15 protein-coding genes are annotated in these 17939 nt (G+C 61.8%); 11 read left to right on the top strand and 4 right to left on the bottom strand.

Going from position 1 to position 17939, the window contains the following annotated elements:
• Window positions 1–364 precede the first annotated feature (364 nt).
• The 6 genes from rhtA (at window position 365) to ybiO (ending at window position 7140) form a co-directional block, all read left to right on the top strand.
• A complete protein-coding gene (rhtA, locus tag HA46_RS13195) occupies window positions 365–1276 on the top strand; it encodes a threonine/homoserine exporter RhtA (RefSeq protein WP_033789190.1) in 912 nt (303 codons plus the stop codon).
• Window positions 1277–1605: 329 nt separating this feature from the next.
• The gene (gene dps, locus HA46_RS13190) at window positions 1606–2109 is read left to right on the top strand and encodes a DNA starvation/stationary phase protection protein Dps (protein ID WP_033751449.1); all 504 of its coding nucleotides are present in this window, start codon (window positions 1606–1608) and stop codon (window positions 2107–2109) included.
• Between the two features lie 322 nt (window positions 2110–2431).
• The gene (gene glnH, locus HA46_RS13185; RefSeq protein WP_033789186.1) at window positions 2432–3178 is read left to right on the top strand and encodes a glutamine ABC transporter substrate-binding protein GlnH; all 747 of its coding nucleotides are present in this window, start codon (window positions 2432–2434) and stop codon (window positions 3176–3178) included.
• A 73-nt stretch (window positions 3179–3251) separates the two neighbouring features.
• A complete protein-coding gene (gene glnP, locus HA46_RS13180) occupies window positions 3252–3911 on the top strand; it encodes a glutamine ABC transporter permease GlnP (RefSeq protein WP_033789185.1) in 660 nt (219 codons plus the stop codon).
• Window positions 3908–4630, top strand: a complete 723-nt coding sequence (gene glnQ, locus HA46_RS13175) for a glutamine ABC transporter ATP-binding protein GlnQ (protein WP_033789181.1) — start codon at window positions 3908–3910, stop codon at window positions 4628–4630. Before glnP ends, glnQ begins: the two co-directional genes overlap by 4 nt.
• Before the next feature lie 236 nt (window positions 4631–4866).
• Window positions 4867–7140 (top strand): mechanosensitive channel protein, encoded by a 2274-nt coding sequence (gene ybiO, locus HA46_RS13170; protein WP_084884768.1) that lies wholly within the window; start codon window positions 4867–4869, stop codon window positions 7138–7140.
• A 2-nt stretch (window positions 7141–7142) separates the two neighbouring features.
• Here the strand turns inward: ybiO and rlmF are convergent, their stop codons facing one another.
• Entirely contained in the window at window positions 7143–8063 is a 921-nt protein-coding gene (gene rlmF / locus HA46_RS13165) for a 23S rRNA (adenine(1618)-N(6))-methyltransferase RlmF (protein ID WP_084884819.1), read from the bottom strand.
• A gap of 141 nt (window positions 8064–8204) precedes the next feature.
• On the opposite strand from rlmF, the gene HA46_RS13160 reads away from it, so the two are divergent.
• Entirely contained in the window at window positions 8205–8834 is a 630-nt protein-coding gene (locus tag HA46_RS13160; RefSeq protein WP_033789177.1) for a flavin reductase family protein, read from the top strand.
• Window positions 8835–8846: 12 nt separating this feature from the next.
• Here the strand turns inward: HA46_RS13160 and hutG are convergent, their stop codons facing one another.
• Window positions 8847–9638, bottom strand: coding sequence for an N-formylglutamate deformylase (gene hutG / locus HA46_RS13155; RefSeq protein WP_084884765.1), 792 nt, complete (start codon window positions 9636–9638; stop codon window positions 8847–8849).
• Window positions 9635–10852 carry an imidazolonepropionase gene (gene hutI / locus HA46_RS13150; RefSeq protein WP_084884763.1) on the bottom strand — a complete coding sequence of 406 codons (1218 nt, stop codon included), beginning with the start codon at window positions 10850–10852 and terminating at the stop codon, window positions 9635–9637. Before hutI ends, hutG begins: the two co-directional genes overlap by 4 nt.
• Window positions 10853–10936: 84 nt before the next feature.
• Here hutI and HA46_RS13145 point away from each other — a divergent pair, with 84 nt between their 5' ends.
• On the top strand, window positions 10937–12292 hold the full coding sequence (locus HA46_RS13145) for a formimidoylglutamate deiminase (protein ID WP_084884761.1): 1356 nt from the start codon (window positions 10937–10939) through the stop codon (window positions 12290–12292).
• Complete coding sequence (locus tag HA46_RS13140) at window positions 12289–12828, top strand: HutD/Ves family protein (RefSeq protein WP_084884759.1); 540 nt, start codon at window positions 12289–12291, stop codon at window positions 12826–12828. The genes HA46_RS13145 and HA46_RS13140 overlap by 4 nt, the downstream gene beginning before the upstream one ends.
• Here HA46_RS13140 and hutC read toward each other — a convergent pair.
• Window positions 12812–13567 carry a histidine utilization transcriptional repressor HutC gene (gene hutC / locus HA46_RS13135; protein WP_033789171.1) on the bottom strand — a complete coding sequence of 252 codons (756 nt, stop codon included), beginning with the start codon at window positions 13565–13567 and terminating at the stop codon, window positions 12812–12814. The two genes, HA46_RS13140 and hutC, sit on opposite strands and share 17 nt — an antisense overlap.
• 263 nt (window positions 13568–13830) lie before the next feature.
• Between hutC and hutH the strand changes: the two genes are divergently transcribed.
• Window positions 13831–15390, top strand: coding sequence for a histidine ammonia-lyase (gene hutH, locus HA46_RS13130; protein ID WP_033789169.1), 1560 nt, complete (start codon window positions 13831–13833; stop codon window positions 15388–15390).
• A 10-nt stretch (window positions 15391–15400) separates the two neighbouring features.
• A complete protein-coding gene (gene hutU, locus HA46_RS13125; protein ID WP_084884757.1) occupies window positions 15401–17086 on the top strand; it encodes a urocanate hydratase in 1686 nt (561 codons plus the stop codon).
• Window positions 17087–17939: the final 853 nt, after the last annotated feature.

Raw genomic sequence — 17939 nt, 5'->3', positions numbered from 1 at the left:
ATGTGATAATACTTCTCTCCTGACAACGCTGAAAATATAACAAAACTTAGCAAGAAACTCTGCCCGCAAATTATTGTCTAACAGAATGTTTGGTGTAACAGAAAGTTAATGAATCATCCTATGCTATTCATTTTACTTATAATTTCCGTCATTAAACTGCAATGAATTTCTTACGATAAAAATTGTCCTTTAAGTTAAATCCTAAAAAAACCTGACATTTCTTTACGCTACTGGCCCTGAAACTGCCTGATTTTCGCTCAGTCGCCTGCGAATTTTCCTGATTGTCTTCTCTGCTTTTACGGCGGGTTCGATTAGACTGAGCCTCTTATCGCCCTTCTGCTGACCATCAGGACGCGTTTACAGGATGTCACTTTCTCTCTCAGGTAAAACCCCTGCTCCGGCCGTCTCGGTCGCCGTGCTGCTGATAGCAATGCTATCGCTGCAGGGTGGCGCCTCTCTGGCTAAATCGCTCTTCCCTACGGTAGGCGCCACCGGCATTACCGCGCTGCGCCTCGGGCTCGGCACGCTGATGCTGTGCATGATCTTCAAACCCTGGCGGCTGCGCTTTACCCGCGAACAGCGTTTGCCGCTGCTGCTGTACGGGCTGGCGCTGGGCTGTATGAACTTTCTGTTTTACCTGTCGCTGCGCACCGTGCCGCTTGGCGTCGCGGTGGCGCTGGAGTTTACCGGGCCGCTGACGCTGGCGCTGCTGGGCACGCGCCGCCTGCTCGATTTCATCTGGGTGGTGCTGGCGGTGAGCGGACTCTGGTTTCTGCTGCCGTTTGGCGACAGCATGAAAACCATCGATCCGCTGGGTGCGGCGCTGGCGGTGGGCGCGGGCGCATGCTGGGCGATCTATATTCTGGCGGGGCCGCGTGCTGGCGCGCAGCACGGCCCGGCAACCGTGGCGATGGGCTCATTAATCGCTTCAGCGATCTTTGTGCCGCTGGGGCTGACGTTCGCCGAACCCGGCATCTGGCACTGGAGCGTGATTCCTGTCGCGCTGCTGGTCGCCCTGCTCTCCAGCGCCATCCCCTACGCGCTGGAAATGGTGGCGCTGACGCGCCTGCCGGCGCGTATTTTCGGCACGCTGATGAGCCTGGAACCGGCGGTAGCGGCGCTGTCGGGCATTTTGTTCCTGGGTGAAACGCTGTCGCTGACGCAGAGCCTGGGTTTGCTGGCGATCATTTTGGCGTCGGCTGGCGCAACGCTGACGCTCAAGCCCCGAAATAAGGCGCTTAAAGAAGTCGAAATAACCCCGCCGCCGCCGCAATAACTTATTCCGCCTGCGTATAACGCAGGCGAATAATATTCAGGCTGCAGCAGGCGGCTTTATTTTAACCAATGGTAAACATTATTATTATCATTCTGAAACATACTGTACGATCTTAAACTAGATCAGCTTATAATATTATTATATTTCAATTAATTACCTTAAGATCCTTGCAACAGGCTTACCCGTTCGGCATTATTGCCGCTTACTCTTTATCCGTAAATGCTGTCTATTTCAACCATTGATAAGCTCAATCCTGCAAAGACGTAAAGCGCTGCTATACTTATTCCCGTGCTTGATTAGGACAACCCATCAAAGAGAGGATTCATACGATGAGTACCGCAAAACTGGTTAAAACGAACGCTTCCGATCTGCTTTACACCCGTAACGATGTGGCTGACGACGAGAAAAAAGCCACCATTGAGGTGCTCAACCGTCTGGTAGTGGAATTTATCGATCTGTCGCTGATCACCAAGCAGGCGCACTGGAACATGCGCGGCTCCAACTTTATCGGCGTGCATGAAATGCTGGACGGTTTCCGTACCACCATTACCGATCACCAGGACACCATTGCTGAACGCGTTGTACAGTTAGGCGGCGTGGCGCTGGGCACCACTCAGGTCGTTAACGACAGAACGCCTCTGCAGAGCTATCCGCTGAATATTCACAGCGTGCAGGACCATCTGAAAGCGCTGGCCGATCGCTACGCCATCGTGGCGAACGATACCCGCAAAGCGATCTCCGAAGTGAAAGATGAAGACACCGCAGATATTTTCACCGCCGCATCGCGCGACCTGGATAAATTCCTGTGGTTTATCGAGTCCAACATCGAATAAGTGCAAACGCACTCATCAGGCGGGGAAACCCGCCTTTTTTATGCGCGCTTAACAGCAAAATTACTATTTTTTGACCTCCATAACATTTCTGAACGCCTCCCCTTTCCACGCCGAATACCGCATGCAAAGGTGCATTGCACCAGAATAATCCTATGCACCATTTTGGTGATAACTTTTGGTGCAAAAGTTTTTACCCGTGCAAAATCGTGTCAGCTTTCAGGTTTAACCCATTGATTGTGGTTAAAATGAAAAGTTGGCATAATTTTTTCATATGGTAAGCCGTAAACACCGCCTTCAGGCCGGGTAGTAATAAGGAAAAATGATGAAGTCACTGTTCAAAGTCTCTGTGGCCGCGCTGGCGCTGGCCTTCTCACTCTCTTCCACCGCAGCAGAAAAAAAACTGATCGTAGCGACCGATACCGCGTTCGTTCCTTTCGAATTCAAACAGGGCGATAAGTATGTCGGCTTCGACGTCGACCTGTGGGACGCCATCGCTAAAGAGCTGAAGCTGGACTATACCCTGAAGCCGATGGACTTTAGCGGCATCATCCCTGCCCTGCAGACGCGCAATATCGACCTGGCGCTGGCGGGCATCACCATTACCGACGAGCGTAAAAAAGCGATCGAGTTTTCTGACGGCTACTACAAAAGCGGTCTGCTGGTGATGGTTCGCAATAATGAAAAAGAGATCAAAGGCATCGACGACCTCAACGGCAAAGTGGTGGCGGTGAAGAGCGGCACCGGTTCGGTGGATTACGCGAAAGCGCATATCAAAACCAAAGATCTGCGTCAGTTCCCGAATATCGACAATGCCTATATGGAACTGGGCACCAACCGCGCCGACGCGGTACTGCACGACACGCCGAACATCCTTTACTTTATCAATACCGCAGGCAAAGGCCGCTTTAAAGCGGTAGGCGATTCTATCGAAGCGCAGCAGTACGGCGTGGCCTTCCCGAAAGGCAGCGACGAACTGCGTGAGAAGGTAAACGGCGCGCTGAAGACGCTGAAAGAGAACGGCACCTATAACCAGATCTACAAAAAATGGTTCGGCAGCGAACCTAAATAATTATTTTTATTACTATTTTGAGCAGGGCCGCGTGCCCTGCTTTTTTCCATCGCAACATAACTGGAGTCACACCATGGAGTTTGACTGGAGCGTCATCTGGCCCGCGATGCCGGCGCTGATCGAAGGCGCGAAAATGACCCTGCTGATCTCGGTGCTCGGCCTGGTCGGCGGACTGATCATTGGCCTGGTCGCCGGCTTCGCCCGCGCCTACGGCGGCTGGATCGCCAACAACCTCGCGCTGGTTTTTATTGAGATCATCCGCGGCACCCCTATCGTGGTGCAGGTCATGTTTATCTACTTCGCGCTGCCGATGGCCTTCCCCGATCTGCGCATCGATCCCTTCACCGCTGCGGTGGTGACCATTATGATCAACTCCGGGGCCTATATCGCCGAGATCACGCGCGGCGCGGTGCTGTCGATCAATAAAGGCTTCCGCGAAGCGGGTCTGGCGCTGGGACTGTCGCGTCGCGAAACCCTGCGCTACGTTATTATGCCGCTGGCGCTGCGCCGTATGCTGCCGCCGCTCGGCAACCAGTGGATTGTCAGCATCAAAGATACCTCGCTGTTTATCGTTATCGGCGTGGCGGAACTGACGCGTCAGGGTCAGGAGATCATCGCCGGCAACTTCCGCGCGCTGGAGATCTGGAGCGCCGTGGCGATTATCTACCTTGTGATTACGCTGGTGTTGAGCTTCGTGCTGCGCCGCATCGAGAAAAGGATGAAAATCCTGTGATTGAATTTAAGAACGTTTCAAAGAGCTTTGGCACCACCCAGGTACTGCACGATATCAACCTGAAGATTAATCAGGGCGAGGTGGTGGTGATTATCGGGCCGTCCGGCTCTGGCAAATCGACGCTGCTGCGCTGTATCAACAAGCTGGAAGAGATCAGCAGCGGCGATCTGATCGTCGACGGCCTGAAGGTCAACGATCCTAAAGTGGACGAGCGTCTGATCCGCCAGGAAGCGGGCATGGTGTTCCAGCAGTTTCATCTGTTCCCGCAGATGAGCGCGCTGGACAACGTCGCGTTTGGCCCGATTCGCGTCCGCGGCGCAAAGAAAGAGGATGCGCATACGCTGGCGCGCCAGCTGCTGGCGAAGGTCGGCCTGGCCGAGCGCGCGCACCACTTTCCTTCCGAGCTCTCCGGCGGGCAACAGCAGCGTGTCGCTATTGCCCGCGCGCTGGCGGTAAAGCCGAAGCTGATGCTGTTCGACGAGCCGACCTCCGCGCTGGATCCCGAACTGCGCCACGAGGTGCTGAAGGTGATGCAGGATCTGGCGGAAGAAGGCATGACCATGGTGATCGTCACCCATGAAGTCGGCTTTGCGCAGAAAGTCGCGTCGCGCTTGATCTTTATCGATAAAGGCACCATCGCGGAAGATGGCGATCCCGATGCGCTGATTACCCAGCCGCCGAGCGATCGCCTGCGCGAGTTCCTGCAGCACGTATCCTGAGTTTCCGGGCCGACATCTGTCGGCCCGTCGCTTTCTTCCCCTGCAACAGGCGGGCGGCATGGTCCGAAGAGCAAAGCGTCCCGCGACAGAGGCAAAACGCCGGGAGCGTTTTTGAACCACGCTGCGCGTTAGCCCGCTTCTCCTGAACCGTACGATTAATGCCTTTCAAACCTTTCACTGCCGGCGCCTGACTATACTTCTCCACCTGTGAGCCAGAGGTTGCTAAGGAGAAAGCCATGTCGTCAGCCCACAATTATCGCCGCCTGGCGCGGCACGGGATCGCGCTGTTGCTGCTTTGCTGTTTTACGCTGCTGCCGACCGCGCAGGCGGTCACGCTGCCGCAGGCGGCGGTGGCGGCGCAGCAGTCGTCCGGCGGCGCCAGCGGCGCGCAACATGAGCCGACGCTGGATGAGAAAAAAGCCGCTTACGCCGCGCTGGCGAATATTCTCGAAGACGATCGGTCGCGCGCAGAGCTGATTAACCAGCTGCGCGGCGCTTCCAGCACAGCGGCGAAAGACAAGGCTCCCGCGCTGACGCCGCCGACCGAAGAAGAGGATAAAACCGTGCTGCAGGGCGTGACGGACGTCACCCGCGAGTTCGGCGGCGACGTGGCGCAAAAGTTCGCCCGCCTGCATGACAATATCGCCGACGCGCCGCACAAGGCGTTCAATCCGGACACCTTCTTTAACGCGCTGCGCCACTTCGTGGTGCTGGCGGCGGCGCTGTTCGCCTTTTACTGGCTGCTGCGCCGCGCGATGTCGCCGCTCTATCGCCGTATGGGCCGCTGGGGGCGCGCAAAGAACCACGAGCAGCATAACTGGCTGCAGCTGCCGGCGGCGATTATCGGCGCCTTCGTTATTGACCTGCTGATGCTGGCGCTGACGCTGTTTGTTGGTCAAATCCTCAGCGACAACTATCACGGCGACAGCCGCACTATCGCCTGGCAGCAAGGGTTGTTCCTCAACGCCTTCGCGCTGATTGAGTTTTTTAAAGCGGTGCTGCGCCTGATTTTTTGTCCCGGCTTTGCTGACCTGCGCTTCTTTCATCTCAGCGACGGGCGCGCCCGCTACTGGAGCACGCGCTTGAGCTGGCTCTCCGGGCTGATCGGCTACGGGCTGCTGGTGATCGTGCCGATTGTCTCCAATCAGGTTAACGTGCAGGTCGCGGCCGTGGTCAACGTGTTGATTATGGGGATCATGACCGGCTGGGCGCTGTTTCTTATCTTTACCAACCGCCGCGCGATTCATTTCGCGCTGCAGGCGTTGTCGGATCGCAGTATGGCCTTTTTCGCCTTTTTTATCCGCGCCTTCGCGCTGGTGTGGCACTGGCTGGCGAGCGCCTACTTTATCGCGCTATTCCTGCTCTCTATTTTCAATCCCGGCGACAGCCTGAGATTTATGATGGCGGCCACGGTGCGCACGCTGGCGATTATCGGTATCGCCGCCTTCGTCTCCGGCATCCTGACGCGCTGGATAGGCAAAACCATTACGCTGTCGCCCGACCTGCGCCGCAACTATCCGGCGCTGCAAAAGCGCGTTAACGACTGGGTGAAGGCGCTGCTGAAGCTGGCGCGCGTCGTCACGGTGTTCGCCACGCTGCTGCTGCTGCTTAACGCATGGAACCTGTTCGATCTCTGGCACTGGCTCACGGTGGGCGCCGGCGAGAAGATGGTGGATGTGCTGATCCGCATCGTAATGATCCTGCTGCTCTCGGCGGTAGGCTGGACAGTGCTGGCGAGCCTGATTGAGAGCCGTCTCGCCTCCGACTCGCACGGTCGCCCGATGCCGAGCGCCCGCACCCGCACGCTGCTGACGCTGTTCCGCAACGCGCTGGCGGTGGTGATCAGCACCATTACCATCATGATTCTGCTGTCGGAAATCGGCGTCAATATCGCGCCGCTGCTGGCGGGCGCGGGCGCCCTTGGCCTGGCGGTCTCATTCGGTTCGCAAACCCTGGTGAAGGATATTATCACCGGCATCTTTATCCAGTTCGAGAACGGCATGAATACTGGCGATCTGGTGACTATCGGCGCCATCACCGGCACGGTAGAGCGCATGTCGATTCGCTCGGTCGGCGTGCGTCAGGATACCGGCGCCTATCACATCATTCCCTGGTCCTCGATCACCACCTTCGCCAACTTCGTGCGCGGCATCGGCTCTTTTGTGGCGAACTATGACGTCGAGCGTGGCGAGGACAGCGAGCGGGTGAACCGCGTGCTGCAGGAGGCGGTGGATGAGCTGCTGGAGAATGCGGATATTCGCGGCATGGTGATTGGCGAACCGAACTTCGCCGGCCTGGTGGGCTTAACCAATCAGGCCTTTACCGTGCGCGTCTCCTTTACCACCCAGCCGCTAAAGCAGTGGACGGTGCGCTTCGCGCTGGACAGCATGGTGAAGAAACATTTTGATGCGGCCGGGATTAAAGCGCCGCGCCAGACGGTCGAGGTGGTGCAGACCGGCAGCAGCGTGGCGAGCGCGGCCGCCCTGCCCGCGCTGCCCGCACCGGAGTAACGCTATTTCGCCAGCCGCTGCGCGCGCGTTGCGGCTGGCATAAAGCTCCAGGCGAGGAAACGGCTCTGCTTCTGCCCCTGCGCCATATTCACCACGCGCACCTCCGCCGCGTCGAGCGCCTGCAGCTGTTTTTCCAGCGCGGGCAGGTTCTCGCGGCGCGACACCAGCGAGGTGAACCAGATGCACTGGCGCGCCAGCGCCGCGCTCTCGGCGATCATCTTACCAACAAAGGCTTTTTCGCCGCCTTCGCACCACAGCTCGTTATGTTGACCGCCGAAGTTGAGCGGCGTCGCGCTCTCCAGCTTGAGATTACGCGTTTTACGCTGCGAGGCGCCCGCCGCTTCCGCCGCCGAAGCGTGGAACGGCGGGTTGCAGATCGCGGCGTGGAAAAATTCATTTTTATTCACTACGCCCGCCAGCACCGCCTGTGGATCTTTCTGCCGACGCAGGCGAATCGCGCGCTGTAGTCCGGGATTGGCCGACACGATACGACTGGCCGCCTTCAGCGCCGCCTCGTCGATATCGGTGCCGGTAAAGCGCCAGCCATACTCTGCCTGGCCGATCAGCGGGTAGATGCAGTTCGCGCCGCAGCCGATATCCAGAATATCCGCCTGCGGGATCGCGCCGCGATTGTCCAGCGCCAGCAGATCGGCCAGATAATGCAGGTAATCGGCACGTCCCGGCACCGGCGGACAGAGCGCACCGGGCGCCAGCTGCCACTCTATACCGTAAAAAAGCTTCAGCAGCGCCTGGTTGAGCAGCATTACCGCCTCCGCGTCGGCAAAATCGATCGACTGCGCGCCGTAGCCGTTAGGCCGCACTTTGGCCGTCAGCGGCGGATGCGCGGCGGTCAAGGCGGCAAAATCATATTCGCCCTGATGGCGGTTGCGAGCGTGGAATAAATGAGTGGCTGGCTTGTTCATGGCGTCTCCCGTTTTGCAGGCGCGTACAATACGCCGCAGCGCCGGGAAAATAAAGCCGCACAATCCGCTTACACATTTCTTCCCGATGCAGCCGATGCTGTAGCGCTAAGATATTGTTAACACTTCGCTACGGGATAAAAGATGACGCATAAACGCTACTCCTACCAGCCGCGCGCCGGCCACGGCCTGCCGCACGACCCGCTGAACGCCATTATCGGGCCGCGCCCGATTGGCTGGATCAGCTCAATTTCCGCGGCGGGCCAGCGCAACCTGGCGCCCTACAGCTTTTTTAACTGCTTCAACTACCATCCGCCCATTATCGGCTTCGCCAGCAGCGGCTGGAAAGACAGCGTGCGCAATATCAGCGAAAGCAAAGAGTTTGTCTGGAACCTGGCGACGCGCTCGCTGGCGGAAGCGATGAACGAGAGCTCGGCGTCGGTGCCGCCGGAGCAGGACGAGTTCGCGCTGGCGGGCGTCACGCCGCTGGCCGCCTCGCAGGTGAAGGCGAGTCTGGTGGCGGAAAGCCCGGTGAACTTCGAATGTCGCCTGACGCAGCTTATCCAGCTGCAGGATGCGCAGGGCAACCCGCTTGACAGCTGGCTGGTGCTGGGCGAAGCGATCGCCATTCATATCGACGAGTCGCTGCTGGATGAGGGAATCTACCAGACGGCGCGCGCGCAGCCTATTCTGCGCGCCGGCGGGCCGAGCGCCTATTACGGCATCAGCGAGAACGAACGCTTCGACCTGATGCGACCGGACGCGCGCCGCTAAGCGCAACGCGCCCTACCGGGTTTTGCCGCGCGCGATAAAACTTTGCATAAGCGGCTTCAGCACCTTTTGCAGCGCTGAAGCCCGCTCCTGCCGCCAGGCGAACGGCGGCGTCTCCTCCATATAGTTCCGCTGCGCCAGCTCCAGCTGCACCGCCTCGACCTGCTCTTCCGGCTGACCATAGGCGCGCGTAATATAGCCGCCCTTGAAGCGCCCATTCACCACCCAGCTGTAGTCGCTCTGCGCTGCGCAGACCGCTTCCAGCCCCTGCGTCACTTCAGGACGACAGCTTTTGCCGTCGTTGGTGCCGATATTGAGATCCGGCAGACGTCCCTCAAACAGACGCGGGATGGCGCTGGCGATGGAGTGGGCGTCAAACAGCAGCGCGTAGCCGTGCTCCGCCTTCAGGCGCGCCAGCTCCTGCCGGATCTGCTGATGATAGGGCTGCCAGATATCGCGGAGATAGCCTTCGCGCTGCGCCGCAGAGGGGGTTTTGCCCGGCGCGAAGGTCGGCGAGCCGTCGAACAGGGTTTCCGGAAAGAGGCCGGTGGTGGCCGTGGCGTAGAGCGGCTGATTGTCCGGCGGGCGATTCAGGTCGATAACGAAACGCGAATAGCGGCCGATCAGCACGCTGGCGCCCAAATCGCGCACAAAATCGAACAGCAGCGGAATATGCCAGTCGGTATCGGGCAGGCCGCGCGCCGCCTCGCTCAGCCCCGCTTCCACCTCCGGCGTAAGCTGCGTGCCGGCGTGAGGAATGCTGACCAGCAGCGGCAGGCTGCCCGGCGTAAAGTGGAAAGATGTCATTGCGCTTCTCCGCGATAGATAACGGTACAGGGCAGCTCGCCGCCCAGCCAGTAAACCAGTTCCGCCGGACGCGCCAGCGGCCAGTGGACGAAGTTCGCCACTTTGCCCGCCTCCAGCGAGCCGTGCGTTTGCTGCAGCCCCAGCGCTTTCGCGCCCCAGAGCGTAACGCCCGCCAGCGCCTCTTCCGGCGTCATACCGAACAGCGTGCAGCCCATATTGAGCATCAGGCGCAGCGACAGCGCAGGCGAAGTGCCGGGATTGGCGTCGCTGGCCAGCGCCATGGGTACGCCGTGCTGGCGAAACAGCGCCACCGGCGGCCGCTGGGTTTCGCGCAGCAGATAGAAGGCGCCGGGCAGCAGCACCGCCACCGTGCCCCGCTCGCCCATCGCCCGCGCGTCCTCTTCGGTGGCGTATTCGAGATGGTCGGCGGAGAGCGCGCCGTAACCCGCCGCCAGACGCGCGCCGCCCAGCGAAGAGAGCTGCTCGGCATGCAGTTTCACCGGCAGGCCAAGCTCCACGGCCTTATCGAATACGCGCGCCACCTGCGCCGGAGAAAAGGCCAGATGCTCGCAGAAGGCGTCCACCGCGTCCGCCAGCCCGTTGGCTTTCACCTGCGGCAGAATGCGCTGGCAAATCAGATCGACCCAGCCGTCGGGATCCTGTTTGAACTCTGGTGGAAAGGCGTGCGCCGCCAGGCAGGTCGCCAGCACGTCGACGGGCGCGCTCTCGCCTAGCTGGCGGATGGCGCTCAACATCCGCAGCTCGCTCGCCTCATCCAGTCCGTAGCCCGATTTAATCTCTACCGTGGTGACCCCTTCCGCCAGCAATCGGTCGAGCCGCCAGCGCGCCGACGCCACCAGCGACGCCTCGCTGGCTTCGCGCGTGGCACGCACCGTCGAGAGAATGCCGCCGCCCTGCGCGGCGATCTCGGCGTAGCTGACGCCGTTGAGGCGCTGCTCGAACTCCGCGCTGCGGTCGCCGCCGAACACCAGGTGGGTATGGCAGTCAATCAGGCCCGGCGTCAGGATGCCGCCGTCGAAGCGGTGCTGCTGACGCGGCGTAAAATCGGGCATCTCAGCGCGCGGCCCCACCCACACCAGCCTGTCGCCTGCCACCGCCAGCGCGCCATCCTTGATGATGTGATATTTGCCGTCGCGCATGGTGACCAGATCGGCCCCCAGCCACAGGCTGTCGATCGCTTTGCTTTCCGCCATTGCGCTTTCTCCCGTTGCGGACGATTTACTCCGCCTTTTAAAGTATGTATATGTATATACAACTACAGCCGGTGAGGATCAACTATGGCAACCTTTTTTGCTCCACGCGCGCTGCTGGCCGACGGCTGGCGGCAACAGGTGCGCATTACCGTTAACGACGCCGGCGTCATTGAGTGCGTTACGCCCGACAGCGACGCGCACGACGCTATCCGCCTGCCCGGCGCAACGATTCCCTCTGTCGCCAACCTGCACTCGCACGCCTTTCAACGCGCCATGGCCGGGCTGGCGGAGGTCGCTGGCGATCCCCAGGACAGCTTCTGGACCTGGCGCGACCTGATGTATCGCATGGTGCAGCGCCTGACGCCGGAGCAGGTCGGCGCTATCGCCGCCTGTCTCTATATCGACATGCTGAAAGGCGGCTATACCCAGGTGGCGGAGTTTCACTATCTCCATCACGATCCCAGCGGCGCGCCCTACGCGCAGGACGCGATGCTGCAGCAGCTGATGCAGGCCGCCGATACCGCCGGCATCGGCCAGACGCTGCTGCCGGTGCTCTACAGCCACAGCGGCTTCGGCGCGCAGCCGCCGCTGCCGGGACAAAAACGCTTTATTCAGCAGACCGACGCCTGGCTGCGGCAGCAGGAACGGCTGGCGGCGAGCGTGCGCGATAAGCCGCTGCTTAATCGCGGCCTCTGTTTTCACTCGCTGCGCGCGGTGAGCGAAACGCAGATGCGCGAGGCGCTGGCCGTCAGCGATACCGCGCTGCCGGTGCATATCCACATCGCCGAGCAGGAGAAAGAGGTCAACGATTGCCTGGCCTGGAGCGGCGAGCGGCCGGTGGAGTGGCTGTTTAACCGCTTCGAGGTCGATGCGCGCTGGTGCCTGATCCACGCCACGCATCTCGACGCGCGCGAAATCGCGCAGCTCGCCGCCAGCCGCGCGGTGGCCGGCCTCTGCCCGACCACCGAAGCCAATCTCGGCGACGGCATCTTCCCGGCGGCTGAGTTTATCGCCCAGGGCGGACGCTGGGGCATCGGCTCCGACAGCCATGTTTCCCTCAGCGCGCTGGAGGAGCTGCGCTGGCTCGAATATGGCCAGCGGCTGCGCGATCGCCGACGCAACCGCATCACCACGGCGGAGCAGCCCTCAGTAGGCGATCTGCTGTGGCGCGGCGCGGCGCTGGGCGGCGCGCAGGCGTGCGGCGTCGCGCTCGGCGAACTGTCGCCGGGTAAACGCGCCGACTGGCTGGTGCTGGCGGAGGATGAGTGGCTCGACAGCGTGGGCGACGAGGCGCTGCTCAACCGCTGGCTGTTTGCCGGACGGCGCGAACAGATCCGCGAGGTGTGGGTCGCGGGCCGCGCGGCGATCGAAGGGGGACGCCACGTCGCGGAAGAGAGCTGCGCGGCCGCGTTTCGCCAGGCGATGGCGGCGCTGCGATGAGAACGCATTTCTGCTACGCCGACCTTCCGGTCAGCCGCTGGCGTAACGGCGGCGGCGAGACGCGCGAAATCGTCAGCTATCCGCCGGGCGAAGCGGATTTCGCCTGGCGCGCCAGTATCGCCACCCTCGCCCACGACGGCGATTTCTCGCGCTTTCCCGGCATCGATCGGGTGATTACGCTGCTGCGCGGCAATGAGGTGCAACTCCGCGCCCCCACCGCCACGCACCGGCTGAAGCCGCTTCAGCCGTGGCGCTTTCCGGGCGAATGGGCGATTCGCGCCGTGCTGCAGGGGGGAAGTGAAGATTTCAACATTATGACGCGACGCGACAGCTGGGCGGCGGAAGTCGCGGTGACCGTACAGGCGGAAACCAGCCTGCACGGCGTCGCCTGGGTGATCGCCGGCGAGTGGCAGCTGGCGAGCGGCGAACAGTTAGGCGCAGCGCAAGGCGTCTGGTGGCTGGATGAGGAGACGCGGCTGACGCCGGTCACGCCAGGCGCGCAGCTGCTGCTGACGCGGCTTAGCCGTGTCCCTTAAAGCGGCCGAGCAGCTTATAGCGCGATCCCGGATAGAGCAGGCGCGCGTAGGTGACGATTTTGGTGTCGCTCCAGGTCTGGCGTCGAATCAACAGGCAGGGCTCGTGCTCATCCAGCGACAGATATTTACGCTGGCGCGCGTCCGGCAGCACCGCCTCGACGATATGCTCGCCTGCGGTCAGCGGCGCCACCTGCATCAGATAGGTATAGGGCGTAAGCCGATGGTAATCCTGACTCAGGTAATCGGGCGCCACCAGCGGATTGACCAGGCGATCCTCCAGCTGTACCGGCAGATCGTCCTCATAGTGCACGATCAGCGAATGAAAGAGGGTCTGCCCGGTGCTTAAGCCGAGCACCGCCGCCTGCTCGGGATCGGCTTTATCCTGGCCGATCGCGAGGATCTGACAGCGGTGCTGGTGGCCGCGCTGGGCGATCTCGTCCGCGATGTTATGCACTTCGAGCATCGCCGTGTAGCCTTTCATCTCCGCGACAAAGGTGCCGACGCCCTGCATACGCACCAGAAAGCCTTCGCTGGTCAGCTCACGCAGCGCGCGGTTGATGGTCATGCGGCTGACGCCCAGCTCGTTGACCAGTTCGCTTTCGGACGGCACGCGCTGGTTCGCCTTCCAGCTGCCCGCGCGGATCTGGCTGACGATTGCCTGCTTGACGCGCTGGTAGATGGGGGCTGGCTCATCGCTCATCGCCGCCGCCAGCTGTGCTATTGCCGAATGCTCGACCATATTCATTTCCTTATCACGATTATGCCTGAAGTTTACTGGCTCGCGGCGTAAATGTATATACATCCTCGGCCCATCCGTCCTGCTATTGCGCGCCAGCTGAGCACGCTAATTTGTGATCGCGCTGGCATAGCAAATGCTTATAGCTTGCCAGTTGTATAGACAAGAATAGACACTTGTGTTTCACTCGATTTTATTCGCTGCGCAGAGTGAAAACGGTTCGGGTTTTTGCTTAACGCGCTCACTTGTATAGACAGGAGTAGACTATGTCAGGTTCGGCTCAGGCGATGCGCCTGGTTCCCGGTAAAGTAGATCTTGCCGCGCTGCGCAGGATATATCAGGGCGGCGTGACGCTCGCGCTCGATGAGCAGGCGAAGGAAGCTATCCTGCGCGCGCAGCAGACCGTGGATGAGATCGTCGCCTCCGGCAAGGTGGTGTACGGCATCAATACCGGCTTCGGCAAGCTGGCGCAGACGCAAATTCCCGCCGCCCGCCTTGCGGATCTGCAGCGTAATCTGGTGCTGTCGCACAGCGTCGGTCTGGGCGATCTGCTGCCCGACAACGTAACGCGCCTGGTGATGGCGACCAAGATCATCAGCCTGGCGCGCGGCCATTCCGGCGTGCGTATCGCGCTGATCGACGCGCTGCTGACGCTGTTTAACGCGGGCGTGATGCCCTGCATTCCGGAAAAAGGCTCGGTTGGCGCGTCCGGCGATCTGGCGCCGCTCGCGCATCTCTCGCTGATGCTGCTGGGCGAAGGCCAGGTGCGCGTCGAGGGCACGGCGATCCCCGCGCGCGACGCTTTGGCCTCTGTTGGGCTGGAACCCTTCGTGCTCGGCCCGAAAGAGGGGCTGGCGCTGCTTAACGGCACTCAGGTGTCGACCGCGCTGGCGCTGCGCGGCCTGTTCGAGGCGGAAAACCTGATGGCCGCCGGGCTAGTCGCGGGCGCGCTATCGCTGGAGGCGATTAAAGGCTCGCTGAAACCTTACGACGCGCGCATTCATCAGGCGCGCGGCCAGCGCGGGCAAATCGCGGTGGCCGCCGCCGTCGAGACGCTGGTCAACGGCAGCGAAATTCTCGGCTCGCACGCTAACTGCGGCCGGGTGCAGGACCCCTACTCGGTGCGCTGCGTGCCGCAGGTGATGGGCGCCTGCCTCGACAATCTCGCCCACGCCGCGCGCGTGCTGCAGATTGAATCTAACGCCGCTTCGGATAACCCGCTGGTGTTCAGCGACAGCGGCGACGTCATCTCCGGCGGCAATTTCCACGCCGAACCGGTGGCCTTCGCCGCCGACATTATCGCGCTGGCGGTGGCGGAGATCGGCGCCATTTCCGAACGTCGCATGGCGCTGCTGCTCGACACCGGCCTTTCTGGCCTGCCGCCCTTTCTGGTGCGCGACGGCGGCGTTAACTCCGGCTTTATGATTGCGCAGGTCACCGCCGCCGCGCTGGCCTCGGAGAATAAATCGCTGGCGCATCCGGGCAGCGTCGACAGTCTGCCGACTTCCGCCAATCAGGAAGATCACGTCTCAATGGCGACCTATGCGGCGCGGCGCCTCGGCAGCATGTGCTTTAACACCGCCGCGGTCGTCGGCATCGAAGCGATGGCGGCGGCGCAGGGCATCGAGTTCCATCGTCCGCTGCAAAGCTCCGCGCTGCTCGAGCGTGAGATGAGCCGTATTCGTCAGCAGGTCGCCTTCCTTGAGGAAGACCGCCTGCTGGCGCCCGATATCGACGCCATGCGTCTGTGGGCCAGCCGTAGCGACTGGCCAGATTTTCTCACGGCGCTGCTGCCCAGCCAGCAGACCGTCCCTTCTGGTGAATAAGGAATCTGCTATGAGCGAAACTCTCTCCCAGGCCGTGGCGCGCGAAGTGCGCGCGCCGCACGGCACTACGCTGCACTGCGCCAACTGGCTGATCGAAGCCGCCTGGCGCATGATCCAGAATAACCTCGATCCCGACGTGGCCGAGCGGCCTGAAGATCTGGTGGTTTACGGCGGCATCGGCAAAGCAGCGCGCAACTGGGAATGCTTTGAACAAATCCTGCGCTCGCTGGAGCTGCTGCAGCCCGACGAAACCTTGCTGATCCAGTCGGGCAAGCCCGTCGGCGTCTTCCGCACTCACGCCGACGCGCCGCGCGTGCTGCTGGCGAACTCCAACCTGGTGCCGCACTGGGCCAACTGGGATCATTTTCACGAGCTGGATAAGGCCGGGCTGATGATGTACGGCCAGATGACCGCCGGCTCGTGGATCTATATTGGCGCGCAGGGCATCGTGCAGGGCACTTATGAAACCTTCGTCGAAGCGGGCCGTCAGCACTATAACGGCGATCTGGCCGGACGCTGGATCCTGACCGCCGGTCTGGGCGGCATGGGGGGCGCGCAGCCGCTGGCGGGGGTGCTGGCGGGCGCCTGCGTGCTGGCTATCGAATGTCAGGAGTCGCGCATCGATTTCCGTCTGCGCACCCGCTATGTCGATCACAAAGCCTACACGCTGGATGAGGCGCTGAAGCTGATTGACGAGGCGACGCAGGCGAAACAGGCGATCTCCGTCGGCCTGCTGGGTAACGCCGCCGAGATCCTGCCGGAGATGGTGAAACGCGCCCGCGCGGGCGGCCTCAAGCCCGATATCGTGACCGATCAGACCTCCGCGCACGACCCGGTCAACGGCTATTTGCCGATCGGCTGGGACGTGGCGCGCTGGCAGTCCGAACGCGCCAGCGCGCCGAAGGCGGTGGAAAAAGCGGCGCGCGCCTCAATGGCGGTGCACGTCCAGGCGATGCTCGACTTCTGCCATATGGGCATCCCCACGGTGGACTACGGCAACAATATTCGTCAGGTGGCGCTGGATGAAGGGGTCGAGAACGCCTTTGATTTCCCGGGCTTCGTGCCGGCCTATATTCGTCCGCTGTTCTGCGAGGGCAAAGGGCCGTTCCGCTGGGTGGCGCTGTCGGGCGATCCGGAAGATATCTACAAAACAGATGCGAAGCTCAAAGAGCTGTTTCCGCAGCATAAAAGCCTGCATCGCTGGCTCGATATGGCGCAGGAGCGCATCGCCTTTCAGGGTCTGCCGGCGCGCATCTGCTGGCTGGGGCTGGGCGAGCGCCATCTGGCCGGCCTGGCGTTCAACGAGATGGTGCGCAACGGCGAGCTGAAAGCGCCGATCGTGATTGGCCGCGACCATCTCGACTGCGGTTCCGTCGCCTCGCCCAACCGCGAAACCGAGTCGATGAAGGATGGCTCCGACGCGGTGTCCGACTGGCCGCTGCTTAACGCCCTGCTGAATACCGCAGGCGGCGCGACCTGGGTGAGCCTGCACCACGGCGGCGGCGTCGGCATGGGCTTTTCGCAGCATGCGGGCGTGGTGATTGTCTGCGATGGCAGCGAGCAGGCTGACCAGCGTCTGGGCCGCGTGCTGTGGAACGATCCCGCTACGGGCGTGATGCGTCATGCGGACGCCGGGTATGAGCGCGCGCAGGCCTGTGCGGCCGAGCACGGGCTTAATCTGCCGATGGTGAAGTGAGGGGGCGCCAGGCCGGGCGCGGGCGGCGGCGGGTTCCGTCCCGCCTGGCGGGTTGGCCTGCTGCGCAGGCTGGCCCTGAGCGGGTTCCGCCCGCTGGCGGTTTATCTGATACGCAGACTGACTCCGAGCGGGTTCCGCCCGCTGGCGGTTTATCTGATGCGCAGACTGACTCGGAGCGGGTTCCGTCTCGCCTAATGGTTTTGCCTGCTGCGCAGACGGGCTCTGAGCGGGTTCCGCCCGCCAGGCGTCAGGGAGTTTCAGCCGCTCCGCTGCCGGCGTGCGTGTTAAGGGGCTCGCCAGCCCCTTAACAATCCCGGCTTCCGGCAGCCTCCACGCCGCGCTGCGCGCGGTGCCTTCGTTGCTTACGTCGGCCGCACGGACCGCGCGGATTCGACATCCTGTCTCATGCCGCGCTCTCGCCGACGTCCTGTCGGCTCGTCCTGGCCGCCGTGCGCGCCTCAGCGTGTCGGATGCCTCTGACTGCCCCGCCTGTAATTTCCTCGCTTTTCATTAACGACAGCGTCGTCTGAGCACATGGGTTGCGCTTTCAGCGATGAGGCTGCGCCTTCAATAATCAGGATTTGCAGCGGGGGTTGTGGGGGCCATCGCAGCCGCTGAGCGGAGGAAGGATTTCAGGATGAGGCGACAGGACGTCGCCGAAAGCGCGGGCCAGGCCAGGACGGCCTGTCCTGCGCGGTCCGTCAGAAATCCTGACGAAGCGAAGGGACCCGCGCAGCGGGCGGGTGAGCTGGCCCGGGGCGCGGGTGCAGGGCCGGCGCCCACCGGCCCTGCTCGGTCGCCCGCAGCGGGCGGAATGAAACTGCCTGGCTACCGGGCGAACGAAACCCGCTCA

Source organism: Pantoea septica (genome assembly GCF_002095575.1).
Classification (GTDB): domain Bacteria; phylum Pseudomonadota; class Gammaproteobacteria; order Enterobacterales; family Enterobacteriaceae; genus Pantoea; species Pantoea septica.
This window is presented reverse-complemented; position numbering and strand designations above follow the sequence as displayed.

Excerpts from the sequence above, each read along its gene's own strand:
- rhtA (WP_033789190.1), top strand. The coding sequence starts at position 365 with ATGTCACTTTCTCTCTCAGGTAAAACCCCTGCTCCGGCCGTCTCGGTC.
- dps (WP_033751449.1), top strand. The coding sequence starts at position 1,606 with ATGAGTACCGCAAAACTGGTTAAAACGAACGCTTCCGATCTGCTTTAC.
- glnH (WP_033789186.1), top strand. The coding sequence starts at position 2,432 with ATGAAGTCACTGTTCAAAGTCTCTGTGGCCGCGCTGGCGCTGGCCTTC.
- glnP (WP_033789185.1), top strand. The coding sequence starts at position 3,252 with ATGGAGTTTGACTGGAGCGTCATCTGGCCCGCGATGCCGGCGCTGATC.
- ybiO (WP_084884768.1), top strand. The coding sequence starts at position 4,867 with ATGTCGTCAGCCCACAATTATCGCCGCCTGGCGCGGCACGGGATCGCG.
- rlmF (WP_084884819.1), bottom strand. The coding sequence starts at position 8,063 with ATGAACAAGCCAGCCACTCATTTATTCCACGCTCGCAACCGCCATCAG.
- HA46_RS13160 (WP_033789177.1), top strand. The coding sequence starts at position 8,205 with ATGACGCATAAACGCTACTCCTACCAGCCGCGCGCCGGCCACGGCCTG.
- hutG (WP_084884765.1), bottom strand. The coding sequence starts at position 9,638 with ATGACATCTTTCCACTTTACGCCGGGCAGCCTGCCGCTGCTGGTCAGC.
- hutI (WP_084884763.1), bottom strand. The coding sequence starts at position 10,852 with ATGGCGGAAAGCAAAGCGATCGACAGCCTGTGGCTGGGGGCCGATCTG.
- HA46_RS13145 (WP_084884761.1), top strand. The coding sequence starts at position 10,937 with ATGGCAACCTTTTTTGCTCCACGCGCGCTGCTGGCCGACGGCTGGCGG.
- HA46_RS13140 (WP_084884759.1), top strand. The coding sequence starts at position 12,289 with ATGAGAACGCATTTCTGCTACGCCGACCTTCCGGTCAGCCGCTGGCGT.
- hutC (WP_033789171.1), bottom strand. The coding sequence starts at position 13,567 with ATGGTCGAGCATTCGGCAATAGCACAGCTGGCGGCGGCGATGAGCGAT.
- hutH (WP_033789169.1), top strand. The coding sequence starts at position 13,831 with ATGTCAGGTTCGGCTCAGGCGATGCGCCTGGTTCCCGGTAAAGTAGAT.
- hutU (WP_084884757.1), top strand. The coding sequence starts at position 15,401 with ATGAGCGAAACTCTCTCCCAGGCCGTGGCGCGCGAAGTGCGCGCGCCG.